Annotated in this window: 22 protein-coding genes and 1 pseudogene; 12 read left to right on the top strand and 11 right to left on the bottom strand. The window is 56.0% G+C overall.

The window, feature by feature from the left end:
• The first annotated feature begins 164 nt into the window (after nucleotides 1-164).
• Together NED97_RS22745 and NED97_RS22740 are read left to right on the top strand one after the other, a co-directional pair.
• Nucleotides 165-2,258, top strand: a complete 2,094-nt coding sequence (locus NED97_RS22745) for a PAS domain S-box protein (protein WP_252491037.1) — start codon at nucleotides 165-167, stop codon at nucleotides 2,256-2,258.
• Nucleotides 2,259-2,867: 609 nt separating this feature from the next.
• The gene (locus NED97_RS22740; RefSeq protein WP_252491036.1) at nucleotides 2,868-3,524 is read left to right on the top strand and encodes a dihydrofolate reductase family protein; all 657 of its coding nucleotides are present in this window, start codon (nucleotides 2,868-2,870) and stop codon (nucleotides 3,522-3,524) included.
• Nucleotides 3,525-3,739: 215 nt separating this feature from the next.
• On the opposite strand, the gene NED97_RS22735 is transcribed toward NED97_RS22740, so the two are convergent.
• Nucleotides 3,740-4,312: a putative glycolipid-binding domain-containing protein gene (locus tag NED97_RS22735; protein WP_252491035.1), complete on the bottom strand. Its 573-nt coding sequence runs from the start codon at nucleotides 4,310-4,312 to the stop codon at nucleotides 3,740-3,742.
• A 319-nt stretch (nucleotides 4,313-4,631) separates the two neighbouring features.
• On the opposite strand from NED97_RS22735, the gene NED97_RS22730 reads away from it, so the two are divergent.
• On the top strand, nucleotides 4,632-5,279 hold the full coding sequence (locus tag NED97_RS22730; RefSeq protein ID WP_252491034.1) for a hypothetical protein: 648 nt from the start codon (nucleotides 4,632-4,634) through the stop codon (nucleotides 5,277-5,279).
• Between the two features lie 279 nt (nucleotides 5,280-5,558).
• Here the strand turns inward: NED97_RS22730 and NED97_RS22725 are convergent, their stop codons facing one another.
• The 3 genes from NED97_RS22725 to NED97_RS22715 form a co-directional block, all read right to left on the bottom strand.
• Nucleotides 5,559-7,067 (bottom strand): hypothetical protein, encoded by a 1,509-nt coding sequence (locus NED97_RS22725; protein ID WP_252491033.1) that lies wholly within the window; start codon nucleotides 7,065-7,067, stop codon nucleotides 5,559-5,561.
• A complete protein-coding gene (locus NED97_RS22720; protein ID WP_252491032.1) occupies nucleotides 7,016-7,456 on the bottom strand; it encodes a DUF6653 family protein in 441 nt (146 codons plus the stop codon). The genes NED97_RS22725 and NED97_RS22720 overlap by 52 nt, the downstream gene beginning before the upstream one ends.
• Nucleotides 7,457-7,716: 260 nt before the next feature.
• Nucleotides 7,717-8,775, bottom strand: a complete 1,059-nt coding sequence (locus tag NED97_RS22715; protein ID WP_252491031.1) for a M14 family zinc carboxypeptidase — start codon at nucleotides 8,773-8,775, stop codon at nucleotides 7,717-7,719.
• A 638-nt stretch (nucleotides 8,776-9,413) separates the two neighbouring features.
• Between NED97_RS22715 and NED97_RS22710 the strand changes: the two genes are divergently transcribed.
• Entirely contained in the window at nucleotides 9,414-10,232 is an 819-nt protein-coding gene (locus tag NED97_RS22710; protein ID WP_252491030.1) for a hypothetical protein, read from the top strand.
• On the opposite strand, the gene NED97_RS22705 is transcribed toward NED97_RS22710, so the two are convergent.
• Together NED97_RS22705 and NED97_RS22700 are read right to left on the bottom strand one after the other, a co-directional pair.
• Nucleotides 10,229-10,714 (bottom strand): DoxX family protein, encoded by a 486-nt coding sequence (locus tag NED97_RS22705; protein ID WP_252491029.1) that lies wholly within the window; start codon nucleotides 10,712-10,714, stop codon nucleotides 10,229-10,231. The two genes, NED97_RS22710 and NED97_RS22705, sit on opposite strands and share 4 nt — an antisense overlap.
• 473 nt (nucleotides 10,715-11,187) lie before the next feature.
• Entirely contained in the window at nucleotides 11,188-13,230 is a 2,043-nt protein-coding gene (locus NED97_RS22700; protein ID WP_252491028.1) for an alkaline phosphatase D family protein, read from the bottom strand.
• Between the two features lie 304 nt (nucleotides 13,231-13,534).
• On the opposite strand from NED97_RS22700, the gene NED97_RS22695 reads away from it, so the two are divergent.
• On the top strand, nucleotides 13,535-13,798 hold the full coding sequence (locus tag NED97_RS22695; protein WP_252491027.1) for a hypothetical protein: 264 nt from the start codon (nucleotides 13,535-13,537) through the stop codon (nucleotides 13,796-13,798).
• Nucleotides 13,799-13,841: 43 nt separating this feature from the next.
• Here NED97_RS22695 and NED97_RS22690 read toward each other — a convergent pair whose 3' ends face one another.
• Nucleotides 13,842-14,771 carry a tyrosine-type recombinase/integrase gene (locus tag NED97_RS22690; protein ID WP_252491026.1) on the bottom strand — a complete coding sequence of 310 codons (930 nt, stop codon included), beginning with the start codon at nucleotides 14,769-14,771 and terminating at the stop codon, nucleotides 13,842-13,844.
• An 851-nt stretch (nucleotides 14,772-15,622) separates the two neighbouring features.
• On the opposite strand from NED97_RS22690, the gene NED97_RS22685 reads away from it, so the two are divergent.
• Nucleotides 15,623-16,054, top strand: a complete 432-nt coding sequence (locus tag NED97_RS22685) for a cupredoxin domain-containing protein (protein ID WP_252491025.1) — start codon at nucleotides 15,623-15,625, stop codon at nucleotides 16,052-16,054.
• Nucleotides 16,055-16,270: 216 nt separating this feature from the next.
• On the opposite strand, the gene NED97_RS22680 is transcribed toward NED97_RS22685, so the two are convergent.
• Complete coding sequence (locus tag NED97_RS22680; protein ID WP_252491024.1) at nucleotides 16,271-16,555, bottom strand: hypothetical protein; 285 nt, start codon at nucleotides 16,553-16,555, stop codon at nucleotides 16,271-16,273.
• A 185-nt stretch (nucleotides 16,556-16,740) separates the two neighbouring features.
• On the opposite strand from NED97_RS22680, the gene NED97_RS23415 reads away from it, so the two are divergent.
• Both NED97_RS23415 and NED97_RS23410 read left to right on the top strand, forming a co-directional pair.
• On the top strand, nucleotides 16,741-16,923 hold the full coding sequence (locus tag NED97_RS23415; protein ID WP_382207946.1) for a twin-arginine translocation signal domain-containing protein: 183 nt from the start codon (nucleotides 16,741-16,743) through the stop codon (nucleotides 16,921-16,923).
• Nucleotides 16,917-17,404, top strand: a pseudogene (locus tag NED97_RS23410) (hypothetical protein); the annotation flags it as partial. The gene NED97_RS23415 and the pseudogene NED97_RS23410, both read left to right, overlap by 7 nt.
• Before the next feature lie 446 nt (nucleotides 17,405-17,850).
• Here the strand turns inward: NED97_RS23410 and NED97_RS22670 are convergent.
• The 3 genes from NED97_RS22670 to NED97_RS22660 all read right to left on the bottom strand — a co-directional run bounded on the left by NED97_RS22670 (nucleotide 17,851) and on the right by NED97_RS22660 (nucleotide 19,396).
• On the bottom strand, nucleotides 17,851-18,303 hold the full coding sequence (locus tag NED97_RS22670; protein ID WP_252491023.1) for a response regulator: 453 nt from the start codon (nucleotides 18,301-18,303) through the stop codon (nucleotides 17,851-17,853).
• Nucleotides 18,304-18,627: 324 nt separating this feature from the next.
• Nucleotides 18,628-18,843: a hypothetical protein gene (locus tag NED97_RS22665; protein ID WP_252491022.1), complete on the bottom strand. Its 216-nt coding sequence runs from the start codon at nucleotides 18,841-18,843 to the stop codon at nucleotides 18,628-18,630.
• Entirely contained in the window at nucleotides 18,833-19,396 is a 564-nt protein-coding gene (locus NED97_RS22660) for a DUF7344 domain-containing protein (protein WP_252491021.1), read from the bottom strand. The genes NED97_RS22665 and NED97_RS22660 overlap by 11 nt, the downstream gene beginning before the upstream one ends.
• Before the next feature lie 340 nt (nucleotides 19,397-19,736).
• Here NED97_RS22660 and NED97_RS22655 point away from each other — a divergent pair, with 340 nt between their 5' ends.
• The 4 genes from NED97_RS22655 (at nucleotide 19,737) to NED97_RS22640 (ending at nucleotide 22,757) form a co-directional block, all read left to right on the top strand.
• Complete coding sequence (locus tag NED97_RS22655; RefSeq protein WP_252491020.1) at nucleotides 19,737-20,393, top strand: helix-turn-helix domain-containing protein; 657 nt, start codon at nucleotides 19,737-19,739, stop codon at nucleotides 20,391-20,393.
• Nucleotides 20,394-20,631: 238 nt separating this feature from the next.
• Nucleotides 20,632-20,868 (top strand): HalOD1 output domain-containing protein, encoded by a 237-nt coding sequence (locus NED97_RS22650; protein WP_345781252.1) that lies wholly within the window; start codon nucleotides 20,632-20,634, stop codon nucleotides 20,866-20,868.
• A gap of 63 nt (nucleotides 20,869-20,931) precedes the next feature.
• Nucleotides 20,932-22,101, top strand: a complete 1,170-nt coding sequence (locus NED97_RS22645; RefSeq protein WP_252491018.1) for an ISH3 family transposase — start codon at nucleotides 20,932-20,934, stop codon at nucleotides 22,099-22,101.
• 296 nt (nucleotides 22,102-22,397) lie between these two features.
• Nucleotides 22,398-22,757 (top strand): DUF7344 domain-containing protein, encoded by a 360-nt coding sequence (locus NED97_RS22640; RefSeq protein ID WP_252491017.1) that lies wholly within the window; start codon nucleotides 22,398-22,400, stop codon nucleotides 22,755-22,757.
• The last annotated feature ends 195 nt before the right edge of the window (nucleotides 22,758-22,952 follow it).

The raw sequence follows: 22,952 nt of genomic DNA, 5'->3' as shown, positions 1-22,952 counted from the left end.
AGTAGATCGGCGAACTGACCGCCGAAAGTTCTGGCAGGTATCGGTCAGGTTCGTCGAGTCGGCCGAGATATACAGCGTATATCTTGCGCTAAACGGAGGAGACGCGGAGGCAGTTATTTTGGGAACACCTAGCGCTTATATGTTCACAACGAGATTCGAAGGATGTGGGATCTCCGGGACCAACACAGGACGTAACCAGAGACGCCATCCGGGAGTTCTTCAGCCAAACATCTAAGCAATCAACGCCGTTCTTTACTGAAGAGATCGCAGAGGCGCTTGAGTGCTCCCCACACGGCGCGCGAAGCCGACTGGAAGACCTCGTCGAACGAGGGGAGATCCGAACCAAGCGAGGAGACGGTTCGAGCAGGGTTTGGTGGAAACCCCAGGAAGATCTATCGAGTAGCCAGCAGCCCGGCGAAGAGCAGTTCCGCGCCTTCGTGAGTGCTGTCCAGGATTACGCCATCTTCTTGCTCGATCCCGACGGCAATATCGCGAGCTGGAACGACGGGGCCAAACGGATTAAGGGCTACTCGAGAGACGAAATCCTTGGCGAACACTTTTCGGCGTTTTACACCGACGAGGACATCGCCAACGGCGTGCCGGAGCAGAACCTCGAGGGGGCGGTGACTGCAGGCCAGATCGAAGACGAGGGGTGGCGGGTCCAAGCAGACGGCTCGCGGTTCTGGGCAAACGTGACGATCACCGCTATCCAGGACGACGAAGGAGAACTCCAAGGGTTCACGAAGGTCACGCGCGACATGACCGAGCGCCGCGAGTACGAGCAGCAACTCGAGGTACAGGCCGAGCGATTGGAACGCCAGCGCGACGATCTGAAGGAAGAGCTCGACGACGTATTTGAGCGGGTCGACGACGCCTTCTATGCACTGGACGAGGAGCTCCAGTTCGAGTACGTTAACGACCACGCGGAGATGTACTTCGACACGCCGGCCGGTGAACTCCTGGGACGGACTCCCTGGGAGGCCATCGACGTCGACGAGGATGACCCGCTCTTCGAGAAATACGAAACTGCGCTAGAAACCCAGGAGCCGATGAGCTTTGAGCGCTATTCGGAACCCCTGGGCATATGGGAGATCGTCCGCGTCTACCCGTCGGAATCAGGTCTGTCGGTGTACTTCAGGGACATCACCGAGCGCAAGGAACGTGAATGGCAGCTCGAGCGGACGCACGACCTGCTGGAGCGAGCGGAACGTATAGCGGACCTTGGCGGGTGGGAGATCGATCCAGACACGCACGAAGTGTTCTGGACTGAACACCTTTTCGATATCATAGGATTCTCCAGCGACGAAGAGCCACCACTAGTCGACGCACTCGACGTCTATCACGACGAGGACCGGCCGATCGTCGAAAGTGCGCTCGAGGAAGCCTTCGAACACGGCGAGTCGTTCGACATCGAGAGTCGTTTCGAAACACCCAGCGGTGAGGTGCGCTGGCTCCGCGTCATCGGTGACCCCGACGTCGAAGATGGAAATGTCGTGTCGCTCCGCGGGGCAGTCCAGGACATCACCGAGCGGAAGGAACGCGAGCGCAAGCTCCAGGAGTCCAACGATCGGCTCGAACAGTTCGCGTACGCCGCGTCTCACGACCTTCAGGAGCCGTTGCGCATGGTGTCGAGTTACCTCCAGCTTCTCGAGAATCGATATACCGACGAACTCGACGAAGACGGCGAGGAATTTATCGAGTTCGCCGTCGACGGCGCAGAGCGGATGCGCGAGATGATCAACGGACTGCTCGAGTACTCCCGCGTCGAGACACAGGGAGAACCGTTTGAGCCAGTGGACTTAAACGCCGTCCTGGAGGACGTGCTGGCCGACCTCCAGTTCCAGATCCAGGAGCACGATGCCGAGATCACGATCGAGGAGCTCCCGATGATCAAGGGCGACGTCAGTCAACTACGCCAGTTATTCCAGAACCTGCTCGAGAACGCCATCGAGTACAGCGGCGACGAGTCGCCACGCGTCGACGTCTCGGCCACGCGGTCCGGTGACAAGTGGACCGTGTCGGTTACCGACGAGGGCATCGGCATCGATCCCGAGGACCAAGAGCGCATCTTCGAGGTGTTCCAACGACTCCACACGGAGGACGAACACGTCGGAACGGGGATCGGCCTGGCGCTGTGCAAGCGAATCGTCGAGCGCCACGGGGTCGAGATTGGGGTCGACTCGACGCTGGGTGAAGGGGCGACATTCTGGTTTACGCTCCAGAATCCCGACGACGAATCGTCGGTTCGAAGAACCTGAATAGCCTGTAGATCCGCTGGATGCAACCTTTGAGCCTTGTTTAGACGCTCGTGAGAGCGGTGCTGTGGCTCGATACTGAGCCGATATGCGATACCTCGTTCGGAGTTTTGATTACTGATCGAGGCAATGATACCCCTCCAACCTCGGCAAAACGGTTGTAGAAACGAAATTGTGAAGATCAATTCCTCGATGTCAATTCCATTTCCAACCCCTGTATATCCACTCTCGGTCTGTAAGCCTCGTTGCCATCGAATTCCCGCGTCTAAACACGGCTCAGAGGATGTATTCAGCAGAGCGATATCTACAGAGGATACAGGTAACGGTCATTACAGGCGATGGTTGACGTGTTGGTCGGCAGACTGGCGATAAGCCTGTTCGCCAGCCTGTAGTGGCTGTGGTTACGAAACGACTAGAAATCGTGTCGGTCGAGATATCGTGTCGCTCTGGCGTGCGATATTTCCGCGACTGGTCTGGAGGCGCGACGCAGCAGCCTTCGTCTGAGCCTCCGCACGCCCAGAAACCCCTGAATACGCTCCATGGCGGCGTACTTGCCGGCCGATTCGTCGTACAGCGAAACCGCTATCGTCTGCTCTCACGTTAGTTGGATGTATGAGCGATACCCACCCAGACGAAACAAGCGGTACGCTCGTTGTGGGAACGTTTCTTACCCTCGATGGCGTGATGCAGGCACCGGGTGGTCCTGACGAGGACCGTGACGATGGCTTCGGACATGGTGGGTGGTTGGTCAACTACTCGGATGAGAAGATGGGCGAGATTCTGGATAGCCAATTCGCCGAGGCCGATGCACTACTGCTCGGCAGGAAGACGTACGAGATCTTCGCCTCATACTGGCCCAACGTCGATACGGAGAACGATTTCTTGGCGACGAAACTGAACAGCATGCCCAAGTACGTCGCCTCCAGAACCCTCGACGCGGCGGAGTGGAACGACTCGACGCTTCTCTCGAGCGACATCACAAAGGCCGTCGAGAACCTCAAGAAGGAATGCAGGGACACCATCCTGGTGCAGGGGAGCGCGAACCTGATCCAGACGCTGCTCGCATACGACCTCGTCGACGAGTTCTGGCTTTGGGTCTTCCCGCTGGTCCTGGGCGAGGGGAAGCGCTTGTTCGGGGACGGAACCGTCCCCGCGAACCTCGAGCTGACGGCCGCCGAGACGTCGAGCACCGGGGTCCAGATGCTCCGATACGACCGAGCAGGGGAGATTGAGTACGGTTTGGTCGGGTCGGATGATGGGGCGGAGTGATTAGCGGTATTTTCGCGGGTCTACCTCACCGCGAGATCGGGACTATGTGACCTGCAAGATACGCGCTATCTATTCAGCAGAGTCTAACGGAAATACCGAGTCGCTGTCAAAAACAGCGTGCTGAATACAGAGGATGCATTCAGCATGGTTTGCGCGTTCTAAGCGGTATACATGTCCGAATAGGCCGTTACCTACGAGTGCGGATTTATCAGCGGTTATGAGGGTGAAAATCGGTCAAACAATCCTGGATAATCCATGACGAGTCCATCCGAGTCAACCGGCAACTCGGCCGTGAAGCCACTGGATATGCTTTCATAACGATACCGTCCGCCATTCTCGTCGATTGGATCGAGGCAGGTGTACCTCTGAGAGGCAGCCTCAACACGTAATTCGGGCACTGCAATATATGCAATCTGCACCTCGGCTGACTCGTTCTGGTCGAGTTCCAAACGTCGAATTGGTAGTGTATTACTGAACGGTGTTGCTGAAATATCCACGTCGATGCATCCATTCAGTGTCGATACCTCCTCTCCTTGACCATCAGTCCATTTGCCTTCCCCATCGGCCCGAAGTGTTATCGATTCTGATTCCCGGCCGAGGGTGGCAACGTTCACTCGCTGAACGTGATATTGGCGGTCGCACTCAACTTCGTAGCGAAGGCGAAACGTTGTACCATCGACCGAACCGATGACGACACTCTCAGCAGCGACACCTGCTGAATCTTCGATGAGATGTAGAGATTCTATCCCAACCTCGGCAACCGATGACCAGAATACGTCTCGATTCATATAACGGATAATGTTGTGGGTGCGAATAGTTATATATTTTCGTACACTGAATTCTCGGAATCTACCGATCTGATGCCGTTCCATCCAAACCACCATCCGTACCACATTCGCGCTGTGTATCTCGCACGCTTCGTCCAATTCATCCAAAATTTGACAGAGTGGGCGTGCAAGATACAGAGGATGAGTTCAGCACACCCCTTTCGTTTGTTCCGAGCGGTCATAGCTGAATCAATCGGTCAATCGGCCTGCAAATTGATCAGTGCTGATCCGCGCATCGATTACTAAGTACCCTTATATCCGAAAACGGCAGTAGTAGTGTATGGATATACCTGACACGCGACTGTTCCACCTACACTACCACGTCCCCGATATCAAATACGCAGAACAGGTACTGGCGGATAATGGACTCCCTCTTCGCGCTAGATTTGGATCAGTCAATGGCGAAACGGTCGTAGTCAAGCCACGTGAGAAACCACCGGAAGGGTTTCAGTTCCGGCTGCAAGATGCGCAACGAGGAGAGGCGAATGTTACCCTCACTCGGGGCAAACGGGTACAATTCGACCATTTTGGGATTGTGACGTCCGCGTTCGACGTGATTATCGAGCGGGCTAAGAAAGCAGACTGGACTGTTCAAGGGGTTGAGGGCCCTCGGACATTCCTCATTCCGCCGTGGGGGTTCCGTATCGAAGTTCATCCAGAGGATGGGCGAATCACAAACTCTCTCGGATCATGGGAAGAAAGCCGATTTGAGAACGTCGTGTTGACCGTTCCATCTCCATCGGAAGTAGAAGAAGGGCTACAAAGCGTTCTTGGTCTTGTTTCAGGAGTCAGCATCCGGAAGGAGGAGGATCGACCACACGTTCCGCAGGCGACGTTGGGTGGGCAGGCGTTTCCAGGCGGGTTGACTATCCGGGCATCCACTCTCACGGCTGATTCGGAGTCCGAAACTCCCGAAGAGACGAAGTGATACCCGATTTGTGATCCCGCTGTGTCTGGCTTGGTAATCATTCCCGGATACCGACAAAAGGGGATTCACATCGATACGTGCATTGTCTGTACTGACCGGTCACGGTCATTATCTTCGCGAGTCGGACCGAATCTCGTGTTGCATTCGCGCCCTGTATTCAGCACGACTTCATCACTATCTACAGTTCCTGATATAATCATCCGGGTTAGGTTCGTATCCCTACGTAACAGCTGTTTCAAGCCGTTCTTAAAGTTAAGAACCACGAAGAGGTGCGAAGCTCTAGAGCTTGAGATCCTTGTACAGGGACGATTCCTCGACCGTTGTCTCGCTCTCTACCTGCTCCGATTCCTCCTGGACGTCTTGTTCGGGCTTGTGTGGCCCTCGAGTAGACTCGAGATCACTCACCCATCCTGGAGAGTCTGCAGCCTCCTCGAGCGAACGGACCCCCTTCTCGTCGATCACACTGAGCGCCTCGAGTGGATCATCGCCAGCGGAGTCCGTGGGGACGACCACAATGCGGAAGTCCTCCGTCGTCGGGAGCTCCCTGCGAAATTCACGATCAGGAATCACGGGCTCATTCACGGTGAGATGTGGACCGTCGCGACCGAGATCGTCCTCGTCGTACTCGGAGGCCACCCCATCGTATTTCGTACGATCGGCGAAGATCTTCGAGAGATCGTCGAACCGGGCCCGAACTACCCCGTCTTCATCCTCGAGGCGGATATCACCAGTCTCGCGGTTGCGCGACCATACGGCCGTACGCGCATTCTCGATCACGGGCTTCTCGCCGTCGATGTAGATCTTATTCAGGTTATAGAAGATCTCACGATCACCGACGACATCCTGGACGTACTCCGGCTCGGTAAGCGCGTCCCACACATCGTGAGCAGTCCCCTCTCGAGCGACGAAAACGCAGACTTGGCCAGCATTGAATGCCTTCGATAAGTTGCGGACGGTCTGGCCCTTCTTCGTCGATCCCGTGGTACTTTCGAACTCGACTGTCACATCTGCGCCGTCGGTAAGGTACCCCACAATGGGGTGCTCCTCCTGGAGCCGATCGTAGCGCTGTTGCGCGAGTCGTGGCCGGACGTCCAAGTACCCCTCCTCGTAGTGCTCCAGGAGGAGTTCGCGGATCCGCGCGATCCCGTCAACGTCTTGCACGCCCGACTGTTCGACGACCTCGGACTCGAGGCCGAGCTTCGTGAGGTGGATGTACGTTTCCTCACCGATATCGCGGTGTTTCGCGACGCCCGCGTTTGTCGATGAACCCGTGACGAAGATCTGTGAGCGGCCCTTGTCAGTGAGCCCGACTCGCCGACCGTCGTCAGTCGTCACCTTGGTGACGAGCGTCCCGTTCGCCTCGTCGATCGCGTGATTCAACTCGGACATACTGGCGACGTTCCCGCCCGTGTAGCGCTCGGCACGAGCTCGGAGCTCCTGATCGACGGGGATCGTCCAGCCCGCCTCGAGATCACTGTCGGTCCCGTCAGTCACACCCTGGCGGAGCCCCTCGTCGAAGATCGTCTTCGCGACGCCCCGACCCTTCGAGTGTGACAGGGCCTCGTCGACGAACTCGTCGGCGTCGAGCTCGCTGTCGGCATTGTCGATCGCCTCGAGAATCCCCTCCTCGTCGCCGAAGATCAGCTCCTCCTGGATATCGCGCGTCGTTTTGCGATCGACCGTGAGGTGTTTGCCACGTGTCTCCCAAGTATATATGAGTAATAACTGATCTGTTCCTAGTGTGAATCGACTTTTTCGTAGTAGTCGATGATCTCCTTCATACACCACTGGTTGAGTGCCTGTGACACGAGTGAGAAAACCACCGTCGAGATCGGCTTCTGCTTATACGCAGCACAGAGCCCGTAGAGTCCGACCGGAATGCTCACCGTGTTAAGAATCTGCGGATAGCCGAGACCGATGAGACGATTTCCGTCGTTCGTCCAGCGTTCTTCGGCCCGCACGACCTTGTACATCCAATCGTCCGACTCTTCGGAGGGTTCGCGAAACAACACCGGATTGATCGCCAAGAATAGAATCGTGAGCGCCATCAGCCGCCATTTGCGATGGTAGAGTGCGGCGACGATCACGAACCCTCCGGCTAATCGACTCCAGCCGCTCTTCGGGTTGGAGTGACGCGCCCACACCGTCTCCCGGAATTCCGCGTTCATATCACTCATTTCGTGTGAAGTGTGTGTCTCTATCGTCTCTCTCTACGATAATTCTGCCGCAGCTTTCGGTGTACCGTCTGGATCGGTAGACGGCAGTTATTGATCCGGATGTGACCGTCGGCGACGAGGCAACCACTGCCTCTCGTGCAGTTTACCCGACGGTGCGGCTGTGCAGCGGAATTCTACAGCCGATACGGGGAAACGGGTTCGGACCGACGATCACGACGTGACAGCCCGACGAGGAACGAAGGATAGCCGAATGTAGCCGCCTACTCCGTCTCTTCCCACGGCCAGTCGCCGGCGTCGAAGGGCCGATCTGGGATTTCATCGACGCGGGCGGGATCGCGGTCGTAGAGCGACCCGTCGGCGGTCTCCTCGAGGATGGTTTCGCACTCCGCGGCCATGATTCGGGTCAGCTGTCCCTCCATCGCCTCGCCGCGATCGTCGAGCTGGCCGGTCATCTCGCACAGGATACTTCCGTAGCCGTAGGTGGCGTAGGCGTTGCGCCCGATGTTAACCGTATTTCCTCCCGGATAGACCGACAGCTGAGCGTTCCCGAAGCCGTCGACCTCGTCGTACATCGCGACGTTGAGCCGTTGCGAGATCTCGACTGCGTCGGGGTCGGCCTCGTCCGCAATCGGCCAGAAGTTCGACGCGTGGAACATATCTCCCGGAACCTCCTCTTCGTCGTAGTACATCCCTCCCTGCGTGTGGAGGTCGGCGACCCACAACGGGTCGAGATCGAGCACGTAATCGAGCATCGCCTGGGTCTCGGGTGAGGGGTTCTCGTCGGGTTTCGGTCCGGGAAGGATCTCCTCGGGAAGTTCGAAGTAGTGCTGACGGTTCGGGTCGGCAGGGCCACACTGCTCTCCGAAGAACGGATCTTCGTAACAATAGTCGTCCGGACGGGCGTTCTCGCGCTGGTTACGCATGGCGCCGTCGGGGTTGACCATCGGCAGGCCGTGGATCGTGAGTTCGTCGAGGATATCGTGGCCGGCCGAGAGACGTCGGAGCACCCGCAGGAGCGCCTCGGTGCCGGTCGGCTCGTTCCCGTGTTGCTCAGACGCGAAGAAGACGTCGGTGTCGCCGCTGCCGACCTTGGCGACGGTGAGTTCGCGTCCCTCGAGGCTTTCACCGATGACCTCGGTCTCGAACGGTACGCGAGCTCGTCGCTCAAAGTTACCTAGTAGATCCTGAACCTCTTCGTGAGTGAGGAACCGCTTCGTCTCTTCGCGAGCCCACGTCTCGTTCGCGGTCGCAGTCGTCGCACCGAACAGACCCACGCCTGCTACTGAGCCGATCAGCTTGAGTGTATTTCGTCGATCCATGATATTCCAACCAAAACTATTGATAGAAGTTAATATTAACCTTGCCTTTAGTATCATAATCAGTACCTATATGTTGAATGCACTTTAGCGTGTCATGATTTCTAACGGGTGAACGGCATCTCTGATCCCCCGCGTACGCGAGGGAGACTCGATGTACCCTCAGAAACCTACCCACCGGCCGTCACACTGTACTCGCGATCGGTGACCTTACCGACGCTGCACCTGGAGACTGTACGGTTGAAGAGAGTCACCGTCGGCGTCTATCTCAGCGTCTTTGACACCAGATTTCCGCTGTAATCGTAGGGATTTAAGCGCGAATGTATTGCCGTCTACGTCGTGAGTGGAGTATACTTTTCTGTAATTTCTCCCCCTCATGATCGTAAACATTTCTGCCCAATATGTGATAGTACCTGGGACGAATGCGAATATATTATTTGTATTTCACGATACTTGATCAAATTTGCGGAAAAGCTTACAAGTGACGCACATCGCTGCTCGAACGTATGGCGCAGAAATCCAGCATTACCGACCGCACTGAGTCCTCGACTTCCGAGCGCAATGCGGGATTAACGCGGCGATCGTACGTTCAGTCGATTGTAGCAGGTGCGGCCACCAGGCTGGGTATTACTGCAGGGGGCATGACGAAAGTTGGCATGACTGTAGTAGGGGCTCTTACGGCCGAGGAGTACGAGGTCCTCAAGGCCGACGGACAGATGGTCCGGATCGGGGAGGGAGAGACGTTCGAAAATACCCTTATCGATCTCACGAGGGGGAGGTCTTTCACGCTCGTAGTCAACGGTGGGGGTTCGGTAATTCGAAATATCGGGTTTAAAGGGTTGTGCCAGGGTGCTGGCTTCCAAATACTGGTCACGGCATCTAGTGGAGAAGTGATCGTCGAAAACCTCTATCTCGGCGACGGCGCGACGAAGAAAGGTAGCGACCACGAACACGGGCCCGGCGCGATTTTCTGCAACAACGAGGGAGACAGCGACGTTACCTTCCGGTATTGTAACGTCCAAGGCTATCCGAACAGCGGATTCTACTGCTCCGATACTGGGGGTGCCGGCTCCGTCACATTCGAGAACTGCTACGGAAAGAACAACGGGGTCGCCACTTTTCACTGTGCTAGCCCCGACGACTCGCTCCGTAATTGTGTCGCGTATAACGACGACACCGACTACGGTCCCGGATACGACGGATTCACCGAACGCAACGGTTATCCCGTTTGGGTCGGGTCTTCAGGTCCGGTCACGATCGAAAATTCCCACTTCGCTGCCGGAGCGTATCCTGAAACGCTTCGTACTCACGGAGGTGGGAGTATCGATTTCGAATCCGGCTCGTATAGTGGAACGTTCCGAGGGGCAGTACGAACCGGTAATGTTGCTACCGATCCGAATCTTTCGATTCCCGAAGGCGTCCCGAAAAGTGCTGAAGAGGCCGCAATCGAATCTACCTAAACGATCTCGCGATCGAGAAACAGGTGCTCGAGACTATACTGTCCACTTCCGTATAAAACGAGGACGAGGAACGCTGCGATGTAGAGTAATCCGAGTTCTCCTCCGTTCTGGATCGGGACGATTCCGTCTGGAAGATGAGCGATAAACTGAGCGACGACCATCTGTCCAGCCGTGATGAGTGCGACGAGCCGAGTCAGCACGCCGATGACAAGGAGGAGACCTCCGATTAGCTCAATAACGCCGGCGACACCGTACATACCGAGCAACGGCGCAGCGCTTCCACTTCCGTCTACGCCACCGAAGAGACCGAATAGTTTCTGGGCGCCGTGTTGCATAAATAACAGCCCGACGAGAACACGAAACACGAAGTAAATGTGTTCTTCATATGATTTCACGTGGCGGCCGAGTAGAGAATACATCTCGTCTCTAGACTGATTATTTAGAGTTGAATCTCGTCCGTCGTGGGTGGTTTCAGATGACATCACTCAATAGTTTAATCCTCTCACACTTATAATTCAGGTAACGTAGAAGTAATTAGATTACGTTAATATAACAGGCACACGAGGAAACCGTTCCACCGGCGAATCCACTAAACTTCTTCACGAATTACTGCCAATTCGAGATCAAGCAACGCTCTGTCAACGAACGGAGCGAGTAGAATACCGCTCACACATTGTTCGTCGCGAAACGTTCGGAGAGTTTGCCGCCGAGTGAACCGGTGGAGATCGTGTGTTCTTCGTTCGTGACGTTCGAGCGGGTTGATGACGATCGTTGAATCTGCACGAAAGACCAGTACCCGAATGTGGGATGAACCGAAGTGGCTCGAAAGACCGGATCTCGAGGAACGAGTGCGCACGACGGTCTGACTCGGCGGCGGGGTCGTCGTTCTGCACAGCGTGCTCGAGTGTACATCCGCGCTCGAGATCGAGGGAGAGTCCCTCCTGCCCGTTTTTGCTTACTCTGCGGTGAGGACGACGTTATCGAGGTAACTCGTATCGTCTCCGGACCGATACTCCCCGCGGATACGGAGGACCTCTAAATCGCTCAGAACGGACCGGAACGTCTCTTCAGTTGCGAGCGGCTCTTCGCTCGTGACGTCGACCCAGATAGCATCTGCCGTGAGCGGTGCCTCGAACGCGGACCATTCTTCGCCGGGGGTCGCATCCGAATCGCGGAACTCGTAGACGATTTTCTTCCCGCCACCCGCGAGCAGTATATCGCCGCCTTCCGTGGGTTCGGCGTCGAACTGTTGGTCGGTTCGGGCCTGCCGAAGGTCGAACGAGAGCGTTCCGCCGTAAAACTCTTCACGGTCGCCGAGGAACTTGAACGGTGCTTGATAATACCAAGCAACCCCTCCCTGACTTTCCGCGTCACAGATATGCCCGCCGGGATTACCATCGCTCTCACGATAGTTCGGATGGTCGCTCCCGCCGTTTTGCGAGATGAGCCAGCCGTCGGCGTCCTCGTCGAACGTGCTCTCGATGCGGTCTACAGACTCGGTCTCCGGGTTGATATCTGACGTGTGGATCGTCTTCGAGAACTGCTCCGTCCCTTCCTCGTCGTAAATGCCGATCGTCAGTTCGTCGCCCAATTCGTCGACCTCGACGGTGCCGAAGTTAGCGTACTCGCCCTTGGCAAAGAACTCCGTCGGATTGAGCGGCGGATAGAGGTCCTCCGGCAGGCCGGCGGGTGCGCCGAGCGGACCGGCGATAGCTTCGAAGAATTCGAACTCGCCGTCACCGTCCGGATCGTACGCACCGACGACCGACTTGTGGATGTCTCCGGCGACGACGACCAGATTCGAAATCGGCTCCGTCTGGATGTGTTCGACGACCTCGAAGAGTTCCGTCTCGTAGCCAGTTCGGTCCGCCGGGGTCGCCCACGAATCCGACGGGTGTCCCAGCGGAGCCGGCGAAGCGAGGATCTTCCACGTCGCATCGGAGTCCGCGAGTGCGTTTTTCAGCCACTCGAGTTGCTCGTCGCCGAGCAGCGTCTTCGAGTCGCGTTCGACGTTCGGATCGCGGTACTGGCGCGTGTCGATGATGAACAGCTCGACGTGTTTTCCCCAGCGGAACGAGTCGTAAAACCGATTGGAGTCGCCGGGTCGGGCGTCAGCGTCCCGGTCGAGCGGCCAGTACTCGCGAAAAGCCCGCCGCCCCTCGGGCATCAGCGGTTCGATCGGGCCTGCGAAGTTGTTGATGACTTCGTGGTCGTCCCATACCGTGTACACCGACGTCGATTCGAGCAGTTCTCGTAGATACGTCCGCTCGGCGACTTCAGCCGGCGGATCGCGCATCTCCTTGTATTTGGCCCGGTAGATCTCGAGCGCGTCGTCGATCGGCGTGTTCTCGGTGATTTTCCCGGCCGGCGTCTGTGCGTCGGCGTAGATAGTGTCCCCGTGATAGAGGAAGAAGTCCGGCTCTCGCTCCGCGATCGTTCGAAGTCCCGGGAAGGGCGGTTCAACGGGGTTATCCCCGTAGCCCCACGTGTCGCCACTCCAGGCGAACATCACACGCTCCTCATCGGTGGATCCGGGCGCCGTGACGAACGTCCCCGTGGTCGCCGTATCCGGAGCAGATCGCGTGTCGGAGCCGTTCACCCCGTCACCGGCGGTCGCCCAGACGCGATAGTAGTACCGCGTTGCCGATTTGAACCCCGTTAGGCGAACCTGGCCGGTGAAGTCGGTTGTGGAGTCCACGGTGGTGTGTTGCTGCCGGGAGGGCGAGAACGTCTCGTCGGAACTAAACTCCACGTGAAGGGTCGACTTGTCGGTCGCTCGTGCCCAGACGACGGCCGTCTTGGCCGTAACTTCACCTGACGCTACACCGTGGGTTAGAGGAACTGTGTCGCGTCCGCTCGCTCCGTTTTGCTCGGTCGCACTTACGGTACTAGAGAGACCAGTCACGGTCGCTGCCGTTCCGCCGACGGCCTGAAGGAAGGTTCGACGTTCGTCATCCGGATCGTCGGTGCTCGTATCCGTCTCGTTCGTATCAGACATCGTGCGATGAGTGATCGAGATATAAGAACAATAAAATTTTATATGAATGATATATTAATTTATTAATTATAATATAGAAATACTATTTGAATATGGAAGAAAGTAGTTCTACGGATGTCTCCTGAGTCAGAAATACCGTTTCACACGCTTCTCTCGACGTACGCCCGTCCGAATCTTCTCATCAGACTAGTCGGCCTGCAGACGGTCGCTCCTAGCGAGAATTCACCGAACTATGCCGCGAATTATCATTTCCGAAGTACCGCCGTACAGCGTCACAGGACCCCGTTACGCGAGTTTGGAGGCGATGAATGAACTCGGTGGGTCAGACCTCGAGGAGCGAACGCGACAGGCGAGTCCGAAGCAGCTCGTAGAGCAGAGCCTCTGGACGGACCTCGAGACGGCAATCGGACTCCGCAAGTATCGGTACTACCGCCCCGATATCCTCGGCGAAAGTACAGTGAGTGCAAGAGGCGTCACACGCGTCGTAACTCCCGAGGAAGACGAAAATTCTAACGACGAGCGAGATACGGATCCACTGAACCTCGGTGTAGTCGTGTACAACCGTTAGTCAACGTTCGTACCAGTTGGGATTGAAGATCTCGGAGGCAGACTCACTCGTTCTCGAACACCTCCGCCGTTTCCTCGGCTAGTTCGCTCGCCTCGATATGAGCGTACATCTGTGACGTCGTCCGCGGGTCAGCGTGTCGGAGCACTCGTTGTGCTGCCGCCGCGCCGTGCTCGCGATAGACAGCTTCACCGACGCCACGCCTCGCGCCGTGCGGTTTCAGGTAATCGCCGTCGACGTCGATCTCGGCGTCGTCGCACAGCCGTTTCAGGACGGACCGGCCGCCGTTCGTCGAGAGCGACGGCGGGACCACGCCGTGTTTCCGCTGTAACTCGAGCGATTCGCCCGCGGATGGGTCCACGTTGTCCGGGAGATTACTGTACAGCGACGGTGCGTGACTCGTCACGAAGACCGGCCATGCCGGCGACTCCGGCTCGAGGGCGTGCTCGAGGCGCTCGATCGAGCCGTGTGCCTGAGGTGGGAGTTGGACCTCCTTGCGTTGCTGATTCTTCCCGAGGACGTTGAGTTGGTTGTTCTCGAGGTCGACGTCGCCACATCGCAGGCCGGTGCGCCGGTCGTCGCGTGGATCGCTCAGGACTTCGCCGCCCCGAGCCCCGGAGTACGCGAGGACGTACACGAGCGCGCGATCTCGGAGTTCCTCGAGTGAGTCGAGACCCTTCTCGTCGACGGCGTCGTGAACTCGGCGATCGGCGTACCGAACCAGGGCCTTCCGATCCTCGGGCGACCAGAACTGCTGGTCGCCGCTCTTCTTCTTCGGCCGTGGCGGCAGCTCATCGAGTGCGATTCCTTTCTGTGCCGAGTTTTCTTCGAGATAGTCCCACCGAACACAGTAGGACAGAAACGCCGAGACGTAGTCGTAGTACGTCCATGCCGTTGCCGCAGTGATTCTGCTCTCGGCTTCGCGGGACTTTCCGGCGTCGACGCGCTGGGAGAGGTACTGCGCGTAACTCGCCATGTTTCGTTTGCCGACTCGGTCGACCGTTTCGACGCCGCGATCCTCGAGTCGCTTGCGCCACTAGGTGAGGACGCACTCTAAGACGTCTCGGTAGTTCCCCGATTTGTTGCCTGACTCGAGAAGATCGTCAATCACTGTCTCAAGAGCATATTCCCAGAGATTCGCCCTGGATCAGTCGATTCCATTTGGTCGGATGACCATACAGTGTAGACCCACATAAATTCACTGTACATTACTCGTCTAACGCACAGTAGAGTGTTAGTTCGCTAATTCCGGTGTTTTCGGTGGTCTCGAGTGTCCTACCCTTCTAATCCATGTTCTATAAACTATATATCACTATACAAAATTCAGTGGTCTTGGAAGTTGAGACTACAGCGGGTTTAGCGGGCCTGTGATGCGGATATTTGATCGAATCAGTAAATTCCTGTCAAGAGAAGCCTGCTGAATATAGAGGATGAGTTCAGCACGACGGTTGGCTTTGTTTCGTCCGATTGGCTCTGAACTATCCGAAAGAGAAACATGCGTATCTTGCACCGGCCGTGTTCGAACTGGGACGGTCAGTGCAGGTGAAGCAGGTAACAGAGTGATACTCAACTCTAGCGATAGCCGTCAAGAATACCATTCTGAAGAGAGGGATGGATCGTGCATCCAGCAGATCCTGCTATTAACCAAGCAAATCGGTTTGGGACTTGCACACCATTGTTACGCAGCAAAACGGTCTGAGAAATGACTTTGGGCAACTTCAGTCTCTCATTCCCGAGATTCTCTCACGGTTCAAAAGTTAGCATCCTGTTTCAGTCCCGTAATTATGATGAATGGTTTAAGGATCTAGTCGTAGCCAGACTCGTCTGATGGTACGAGAGACAGCACGACGGCGAGTTCTTCAGATGATCGGCGGAGCGATTCTAATCGGGTTGGGAAGTGCGCCTGTAAGTGCACAAGAAGACGATGAAGCTCTCGAGCCCGATACACAGATTTTGCTCGAAGCCCTGACCGAAGGCTGGGTCGGCGTTGAGCCAGAAGAGATTGCGGACGAAGAGAATCCGACACTCACGCTGCAGGACGGTGAATCGTATGAAATTGGCTGGGAAGAAGGCGACGGCGAGCCGCACAATATCGAGCTCGTCGATGAGAATGACGAAGTCGTCGAAGACTACGAGACCGAAGAAGCAACCGAAGGCGGCGATGATCAGTTCATCGAGTTCGACGCGACCGATGAAATCGTCGAATACGTCTGCCGGGTTCACCCCGAGACGATGCGCGGCGAAATCGAAATCCAGTAACTGTCGCGCATAACACTGAAACGGCGAAGCATGAGCGCGACAATGATTCCCTCGTAGTACTTATTCTGATCTAACTTCGCATTCGGCTCTGCCGACATCACTGGTACCTCATAGAAGTATCAGCATTACGTTCGCATCTACACATAGCATGACATTCTCAGAAGCTTAGGGGAGAATAGAACGATTACGTGAGACTGGATGTACTCAATTCTATGGTTACGCAGTCAGAATTTCCCGACAGAATTCGATAGTTTCCCGAAAATCATTAATCGCACCAGCATCAACAGCAATCATGAATCCTGTTATTTCGTCCACCAAAGCGTGAAGTTCGGTTGCATCAGTGAAACACCGGGCTGTGTAAAGGAGTTCACCATGTGCGTACATTGACCCTTGATTCTCGCTATCAATTGCTTCAAGGCGAACATCACGAATGATCTGGCCGAGCTCAAGGGAGTCGTACGTCGACTCGATGTCATCACGGATGAAGACGAAATCGCTCACAAGACCAGAAAAATTTTGTATTGAAATCCATTGCGAGGATTTCTGGGATCGGTGCCAATCTACTGTTGAACTATGGCAGCGGGTAATACTGTAGTACTCGCTCCTTCTCTCAGGTAAGCAAATCTAGTGGATGTAACGGTCTGGGCTGCTTTTTGAGTCGTCGATATACTGAATCAGAAGGAACAATGGCTAACAATGACGAGCAGAGGGATGACTCAGCAGAAGTCCGTAGTATACGGCGATCAGTATCCCCCAACCGGCGGTACGAGCACATGTCACGAACCTCCCGGCGGCGGTTCTTACAAGCCGCAGCAACTACCAGCGCAGTAGTCGGGTTCAGTACCCCCAGCATTGCCCATGATCATTAGCGATCAAGGACGTTCACTACACGACAGAGAAAGCGTGGGATGGTCACATCGGGATGCAGGTCTTCCGCCGGTAGTGATTCAGATGAATTCTGGGCATAGCGATTCGGTAGTTTCTGCTCACGATGCTGTAAACGGCTACGTTGAGATAACCCATACCCAAAAGTTCGCTTAACTACTATTAATCTGGAAGACCTGCGTGTGTTGTCCGTTGACGCAAACTACTCGTGGAGCGACCTCCGTGAGAGTGTCGCTCCGAGTCAACGCGACCGTTGATCAAGCACAGAGAACAGACGCCGTTACAGAAGGCCCACAAGCTCGAATGGACGCTGACGCCTACAATCAGCATTAGATGAATGAAACAGGCTTCCCGCAATTGAAGGAAGACGACGACGAGAAGCTCAGCTCCCGGAATTGGCCGTGCCGGCTCCGGGAGCTGACTCGCAAGTGCATCGTGCATAACCTAACGCAGGCAGCAAGTTAGGCTCGCCGCCTGTTCCCTTTCTCTGGACGTATCCGGGAGAGGCATCGCCATCGTCCAGTTCATACTTCACGCGGTATGCCATGAAACTGATGTTTTGAACACCGAACAAACCGACTGAAAGTGAATCATCTGATCTCAGAATCTGCCGATAGAGCGTATCCACTGGTGGAAAACTGAATGTTACAATACTGATAGCGCCGCCGTCTTGCGTTCAACACTGCAGGTAGGAGTGGTATCCTCGAAAGCTCACAGTCACATCGGTGAGAATTACCAGCGATGATCTTCTCACGTGGTCCCATAACACCGTTAATCCACAAAAATTCCAGCGCAAATTCATTTGAATTAATAGAACCTATCACATCGTCAGAGAGGTTTCCCGTCGTTGGTCGTGTGTTAGCCGAGTAGGGTTGCGGCCGGATCGCCGATTGTCTGCGACGTTAAGTAATCTATGAGGGACTAGACGGCTGTCGCGCTGTCTCCAGCCAGAATTCTTCGATTGCTTGTGCCATTGAGTCGAATTCAGTTGGGTCGTCTGGCTTGGTAAGATATGCATTTGCAGCGTTTTCGTAGCTTTTGGCGATGTCCTCTTCACCCTGTGAACTCGAAAGAACGAGGACTGGGGGTGACGGATAATCCAGCTCTTTGTCGAGTTTTTCAAGAACCGTGAAGCCATTCATCTGTGGCAGGCTCAAATCTAACAGAACTAAATCAGGGTAGGGGTTTGATTCTGTAGACTGGTGGGAATCAAAGTACTCTACTGCCTCTTCACCGTCACTGACGATGTGAAATTCTATTACACTCTCTAGTGATTTGAACGCTTCATGTGCAAGGCGAACGTCGCCGGGATTGTCTTCAACGAGTAGGATATCTACTGGCTCATCGGGAGTTTTGTTGCTCATACTCCCCTTCCACGAGCGACTCAGATAAGATATATCCCTACACATGTGGTGGTTGTCAGCTTCACGTCTAAATGTGAATCCGGTTTAGTACCTGGACTGAGCATTTGCCAACTGACGCGGGAGGGTGTGCAAACAATTCGATGACACCCTATCCGGGGCGGTACAATGATCGCTAATTCTCAAGGAACCAGTCGGAGATCTTCTCACAGTTCTCCTCTCTTCGGCTGTCGAGACAACTGATGGAGGCAGATCACGCGCTGCCGCTCTGGCAAGTCATTTCGGAGATGGTGTCTCTCGCTGTGTCTCTGGGTCTTCATCAACACTTCATTGGACGAACCCATCGGCTGAGAGTTCTTGAAAGTCCGTTCCGCCACAGTTCGGACAGCCCTTCCTCGAGCCGACGATCTGCATGTTACCGTCTGCGATGTATTTCGCAGTATAGGGTTTCTTACAGTCCCGGCAGGCGGCCAGGACTCGTTTCATCGCTGATGTGTGGTCAGTGCTGTTGGTCTCGGTCTCGGGTTGGCGTTCAGTTGTCATGGTCGTGATCCTCCTCGCTGTGCGTGCCTGTCTGTGAGGAGCCGAGCGAGTCCTGCCCGGGCGCGCCCAGATACTCGTTGGTCTTCCTCTGCTTGGCGAACTCCAAAGAGGAGTCAATCTGCTCGCCGTGCTCGGTGAGCGTCACCGTGCCGGTCTCCCGATCGAACTCGATGAATCCGTAGTCTTCCAGTTTCGGCAAGTCCGCGTGATGGAGGCCAGCGTACACGCGATTCGACATTTCTGCTGTGGCCAACTCGACGGTCGTCCGATTCTCCCACGCGGCCAGATGCTTGGCGATTTTCTCGAGGATCGCGGTCCCACCGTGGTCGGTGAGATAGTAGAGGGCGTATTGCTGGCGTTCGTCCGCAAGGATACCAAACACGACGCTTGGCGAGAAATTCGTGTTGCGCGCTTCCTCTGGGTCGATGACACGGCGGTCGGGTGACGTCGCCGTGTCGTCGACCGCTTTTGCTTTCGCAGCCGCGTGCGCTTGTTCTTCCGTCGGGTTGGGCGATACGTCGTCGACCGCCTCGTCAGCTGGATCATCAAACATGATGGCTCGCTCGTCTCGAGTCGACTCATCCCGCCTCGCTGCGTCGGGATCCTTCTGTTACTTTCCAATTATACCCCGGCGAGATCGTCTGGGATCCGTACTACAACTGTACAGTCGTCAGGGCGATAAGAACCGCCTTCGCAGGCGAAGCCCCTTACCCGGAAAGAGGGTAAATTCGGCTCATACACAAGAACCGACGCTCCTGCCTTCGCAAGCGAAGCCGCTGACAGACAAGATATAACTTTGACTCGCCACTACCCTCAGTATACCACTCCCTACCTGCGGTCACTCCGCAGTACGAGGGGAGGGTGACAGCCACGACTACACGAGGTGAACACCCATGATCGTCATTACCGACATTAGTATCCCTGCCCATGCGTTCCCGCTAGGCCGGGTGCTTGAAGAGTACCCGAACGTCGAGATCGAATTAGAACGAATCGTCCCGTTGCGCGAAGCGATCATCCCCCTGTTCTGGGTGGATGCTGAGAGCGCGGACCACATCGAGGAGACACTCGAAGATGATCCGTTGACGATGAGCGTCGCGCAACTCACCCAGACCGACTCGCGGATTCTCTACGAAATCCAGTGGAGTACCGACATCGATGGACTCGTCCAGTCGCTTATCGAGACCAATGCCCGCATTCTGGAAGCCGAGGGCACCGCCGACGTGTGGGACTTCCGATTGCAGTTCAGAAGTCGCGAGGACCTGAGTGCGTTTCGTGACGCCTGCGAGGCCCACGACATCCCGCTCACGTTGCGACGCTTGTACAATCCAGCGCTGCCCGAAGACGGCGGGCAGCTCTCGGCCGACCAGTATGAGACGCTCATTTCGGCCTACCGAGGGGGCTATTTCGAGGTGCCACGCGGGACCTCAATGGATGCGCTCGCTACGGAGTTCGACATCAGCGACAGTGCGGTCTCCCAGCGGATCCGTCGGGGAACAGCCGCGCTCATCGCTGAAACCTTGCTCACGAACTACAACAGCGGGCATTCCTGACGGCTCTCTCGAGTGGTTGTCTCGACAATCGTGTATTCGCCGACCGATGGACGGATTCAGCTCTGACGTCGTCAACGAACTCCCCGACGAGTGAACCAGCCCAGCTGGAAAATCGCCAGCATCCGTGTTTCTTGCTGGATGTCAACCAGTATAATTTCCAACGGACTTTTGGGAGAATAACCCGTGATATTCGACAATGGATTTTGCTCCGGCAGACCGTTCGATGGACGATCAGTCGGTGAGTACCACGGTTATCGAGACGATCGCGGCCCGTGACGGCGTCGATCCAGTCGAACTCGAACACCCGTTGTACGAGGCGACCGACCCGGACGCGTTAGACGCCCTCTTTGCTCCACCACGGACAGGGATGGCTCGTTCGGATGGTCGGCTCCAGTTCAGCTACTGTGGATACGACGTTATCGTCAGGAGTGACGGGGACGTTACTGTCACCGATCCAGCCGAACCAGCAGCGTAGATTGAACGAGAATAGACTCAGTACTTCACAAAGCCGTTGATTGAGAAGTCCGCTTGCTGAGTTGTGTCCAAGCAAGCAAAGCAAGCGGACGGTTCAATCCACGAGGACCAGCTCCGTAACTTCCTCGTCAAGGGAGTTGACGAGGAAATTGATCTTGATCTCGGCAAGAATGCAGAGGTAGACGCAAAAGACATCTATGAGGTCCTCGTCGGCGCGTGCGCCGACGGGACCTCGGTTTCGGAGCTTTGTGAGAACAGCAACGATTCACCTCACCAAAACACCGTTCTGTACCATCTCCGCGAGAAATTCGATCTTGAGTCGGTTGAACAGGTTGGAAACACGCTTCTCCAGAAGGACGCACTCGCTGTCCTTCCTGAGCAGGTGGAGGTCTGTGTAGACCTCCACCTGCGGCCCTACTATGGTGATGAAAACGACACAGACGGCCTCTATCACTCGGAAGCGAAACGTGGAACCACTGCGTTCCATGCCTATGCTACTCTCTACGCGCGTGTACAGAACAAACGCTATACGCTGGCGGTGCGCCGTCTCACCGACGGCGACACCGCCAGCAGCGTCCTCGCGGAGTTTCTCGGGATTCTTGATGGCCTTGACCTCAGCGTCAAGGCCGTCTATCTTGACCGTGAATTCTACGATAGCAAGTGTCTCACGCTGCTTCAGGCGCACAACCACGCGTACGTGATGCCGATCATCCGCTGGGGACAAACGATCAAGCAGGAACTCTCGGAAGGCTGGAGCCGCGTTATCCAGCACGATCTGACGGCGAAACTCGACGGTCACAGCTGGACCGTCGAGTTTCCCGTCTACATCGACTGTACCTACCAAAACGGGCGGTACGACGAACATGGGGTGGCGCGTCACGGCTACGCCGCTGACGCGCCGTTTATCGACTCACCACGCGACGCCCGATACCACTACGCGAAACGCTTCGGTATCGAGGCGACGTACCGGCTCTCCGAGCAAAGCATTGCAACGACGACAACGCAAAATCCGGTGGTTCGGCTGTTGTACGTCGTGGTGAGTCTGCTGTTACAGAACGTCTGGCGGTACTTGCGCTGGGAGTACGTGGCGACGCCCCGCCGTGGCGGGCGTCGCCTCTGGTCCTGGTCGTTCAAGGAGTTCATCAAGATGGTGTGCCGGGTAGCATGGACGGCCCGACGCACCACGAGGGCCGTCCCTGCAAATCGGCCACCAGACGATCGGTTCCACCGCTAACGCCGATCGAGCCAGCCTCCCTGCAAGTGGCAACGCCGTCTCGTCGGCGGCTGACCGCCGCCGACAGCGACGACTCTGCTCGACCTTCGGTCAGAACTTTCGTCAATCACTACCGTTCAGGATGAAACTGCGGCTTCAGTTCAAGTGAGCAGGGACGCTTTGTGAGGTACTGAGACTGCACTGCCCAAGGCAGTAGGTCCATCATCCAGCGGAACCTTCGAGAGTGTAGATTCTATCAGGCACATTCCTTCGCTACCGAAGGTAATGTATGTCCTTGGGGGATGTATTGTACTGGTATGGGACGCGAAGACCATGCGTCGGTAGACGACACCTTCAGTCTGATCGCACACCCCCGCCAGCGGCTCGTCCTTCAGTATTTCAAACAGCACACGAACCCCGTGGCACTCGATGACCTCGCGGCCCGGGTTGCCCGCTGGGAGCAAACTGCGACCGAACCCTCGGATGAGGAGATCAGTCGCGTTCGGACGACTCTCCAGGAGACGCATCTCCCAAACTTAGTGGAGGCAGGCGTGATCGACTATGATCCTGACGACCACACGATCAGGCACGATAGGGCCGCGATTGCGGCGTCGATGGAAACCGCGAGCAGCGTCATGGAATTTCTGTGGCACCCCGAAAAGGGGGTCGAGGACTGATACCGCTGTCAATAGGCGTCACACCCAGTGGCGAGCCACTCATTTATTACGATGGGTTATTCATCAGGGAGCGTTTGTCCGGCGACATGGAACGATGAAAACTACGACCGGAATCTCGATATTATCATAATGATCGGGATGTATTGACTGCTGAGAAAGCTATTTTCCGCTCCAGCCGTCTAGTAAGGAGGGTGT

The organism is Natronococcus sp. CG52 (assembly GCF_023913515.1).
In the GTDB taxonomy this organism is placed as follows: Archaea; Halobacteriota; Halobacteria; order Halobacteriales; family Natrialbaceae; genus Natronococcus; species Natronococcus zhouii.
This window is presented reverse-complemented; position numbering and strand designations above follow the sequence as displayed.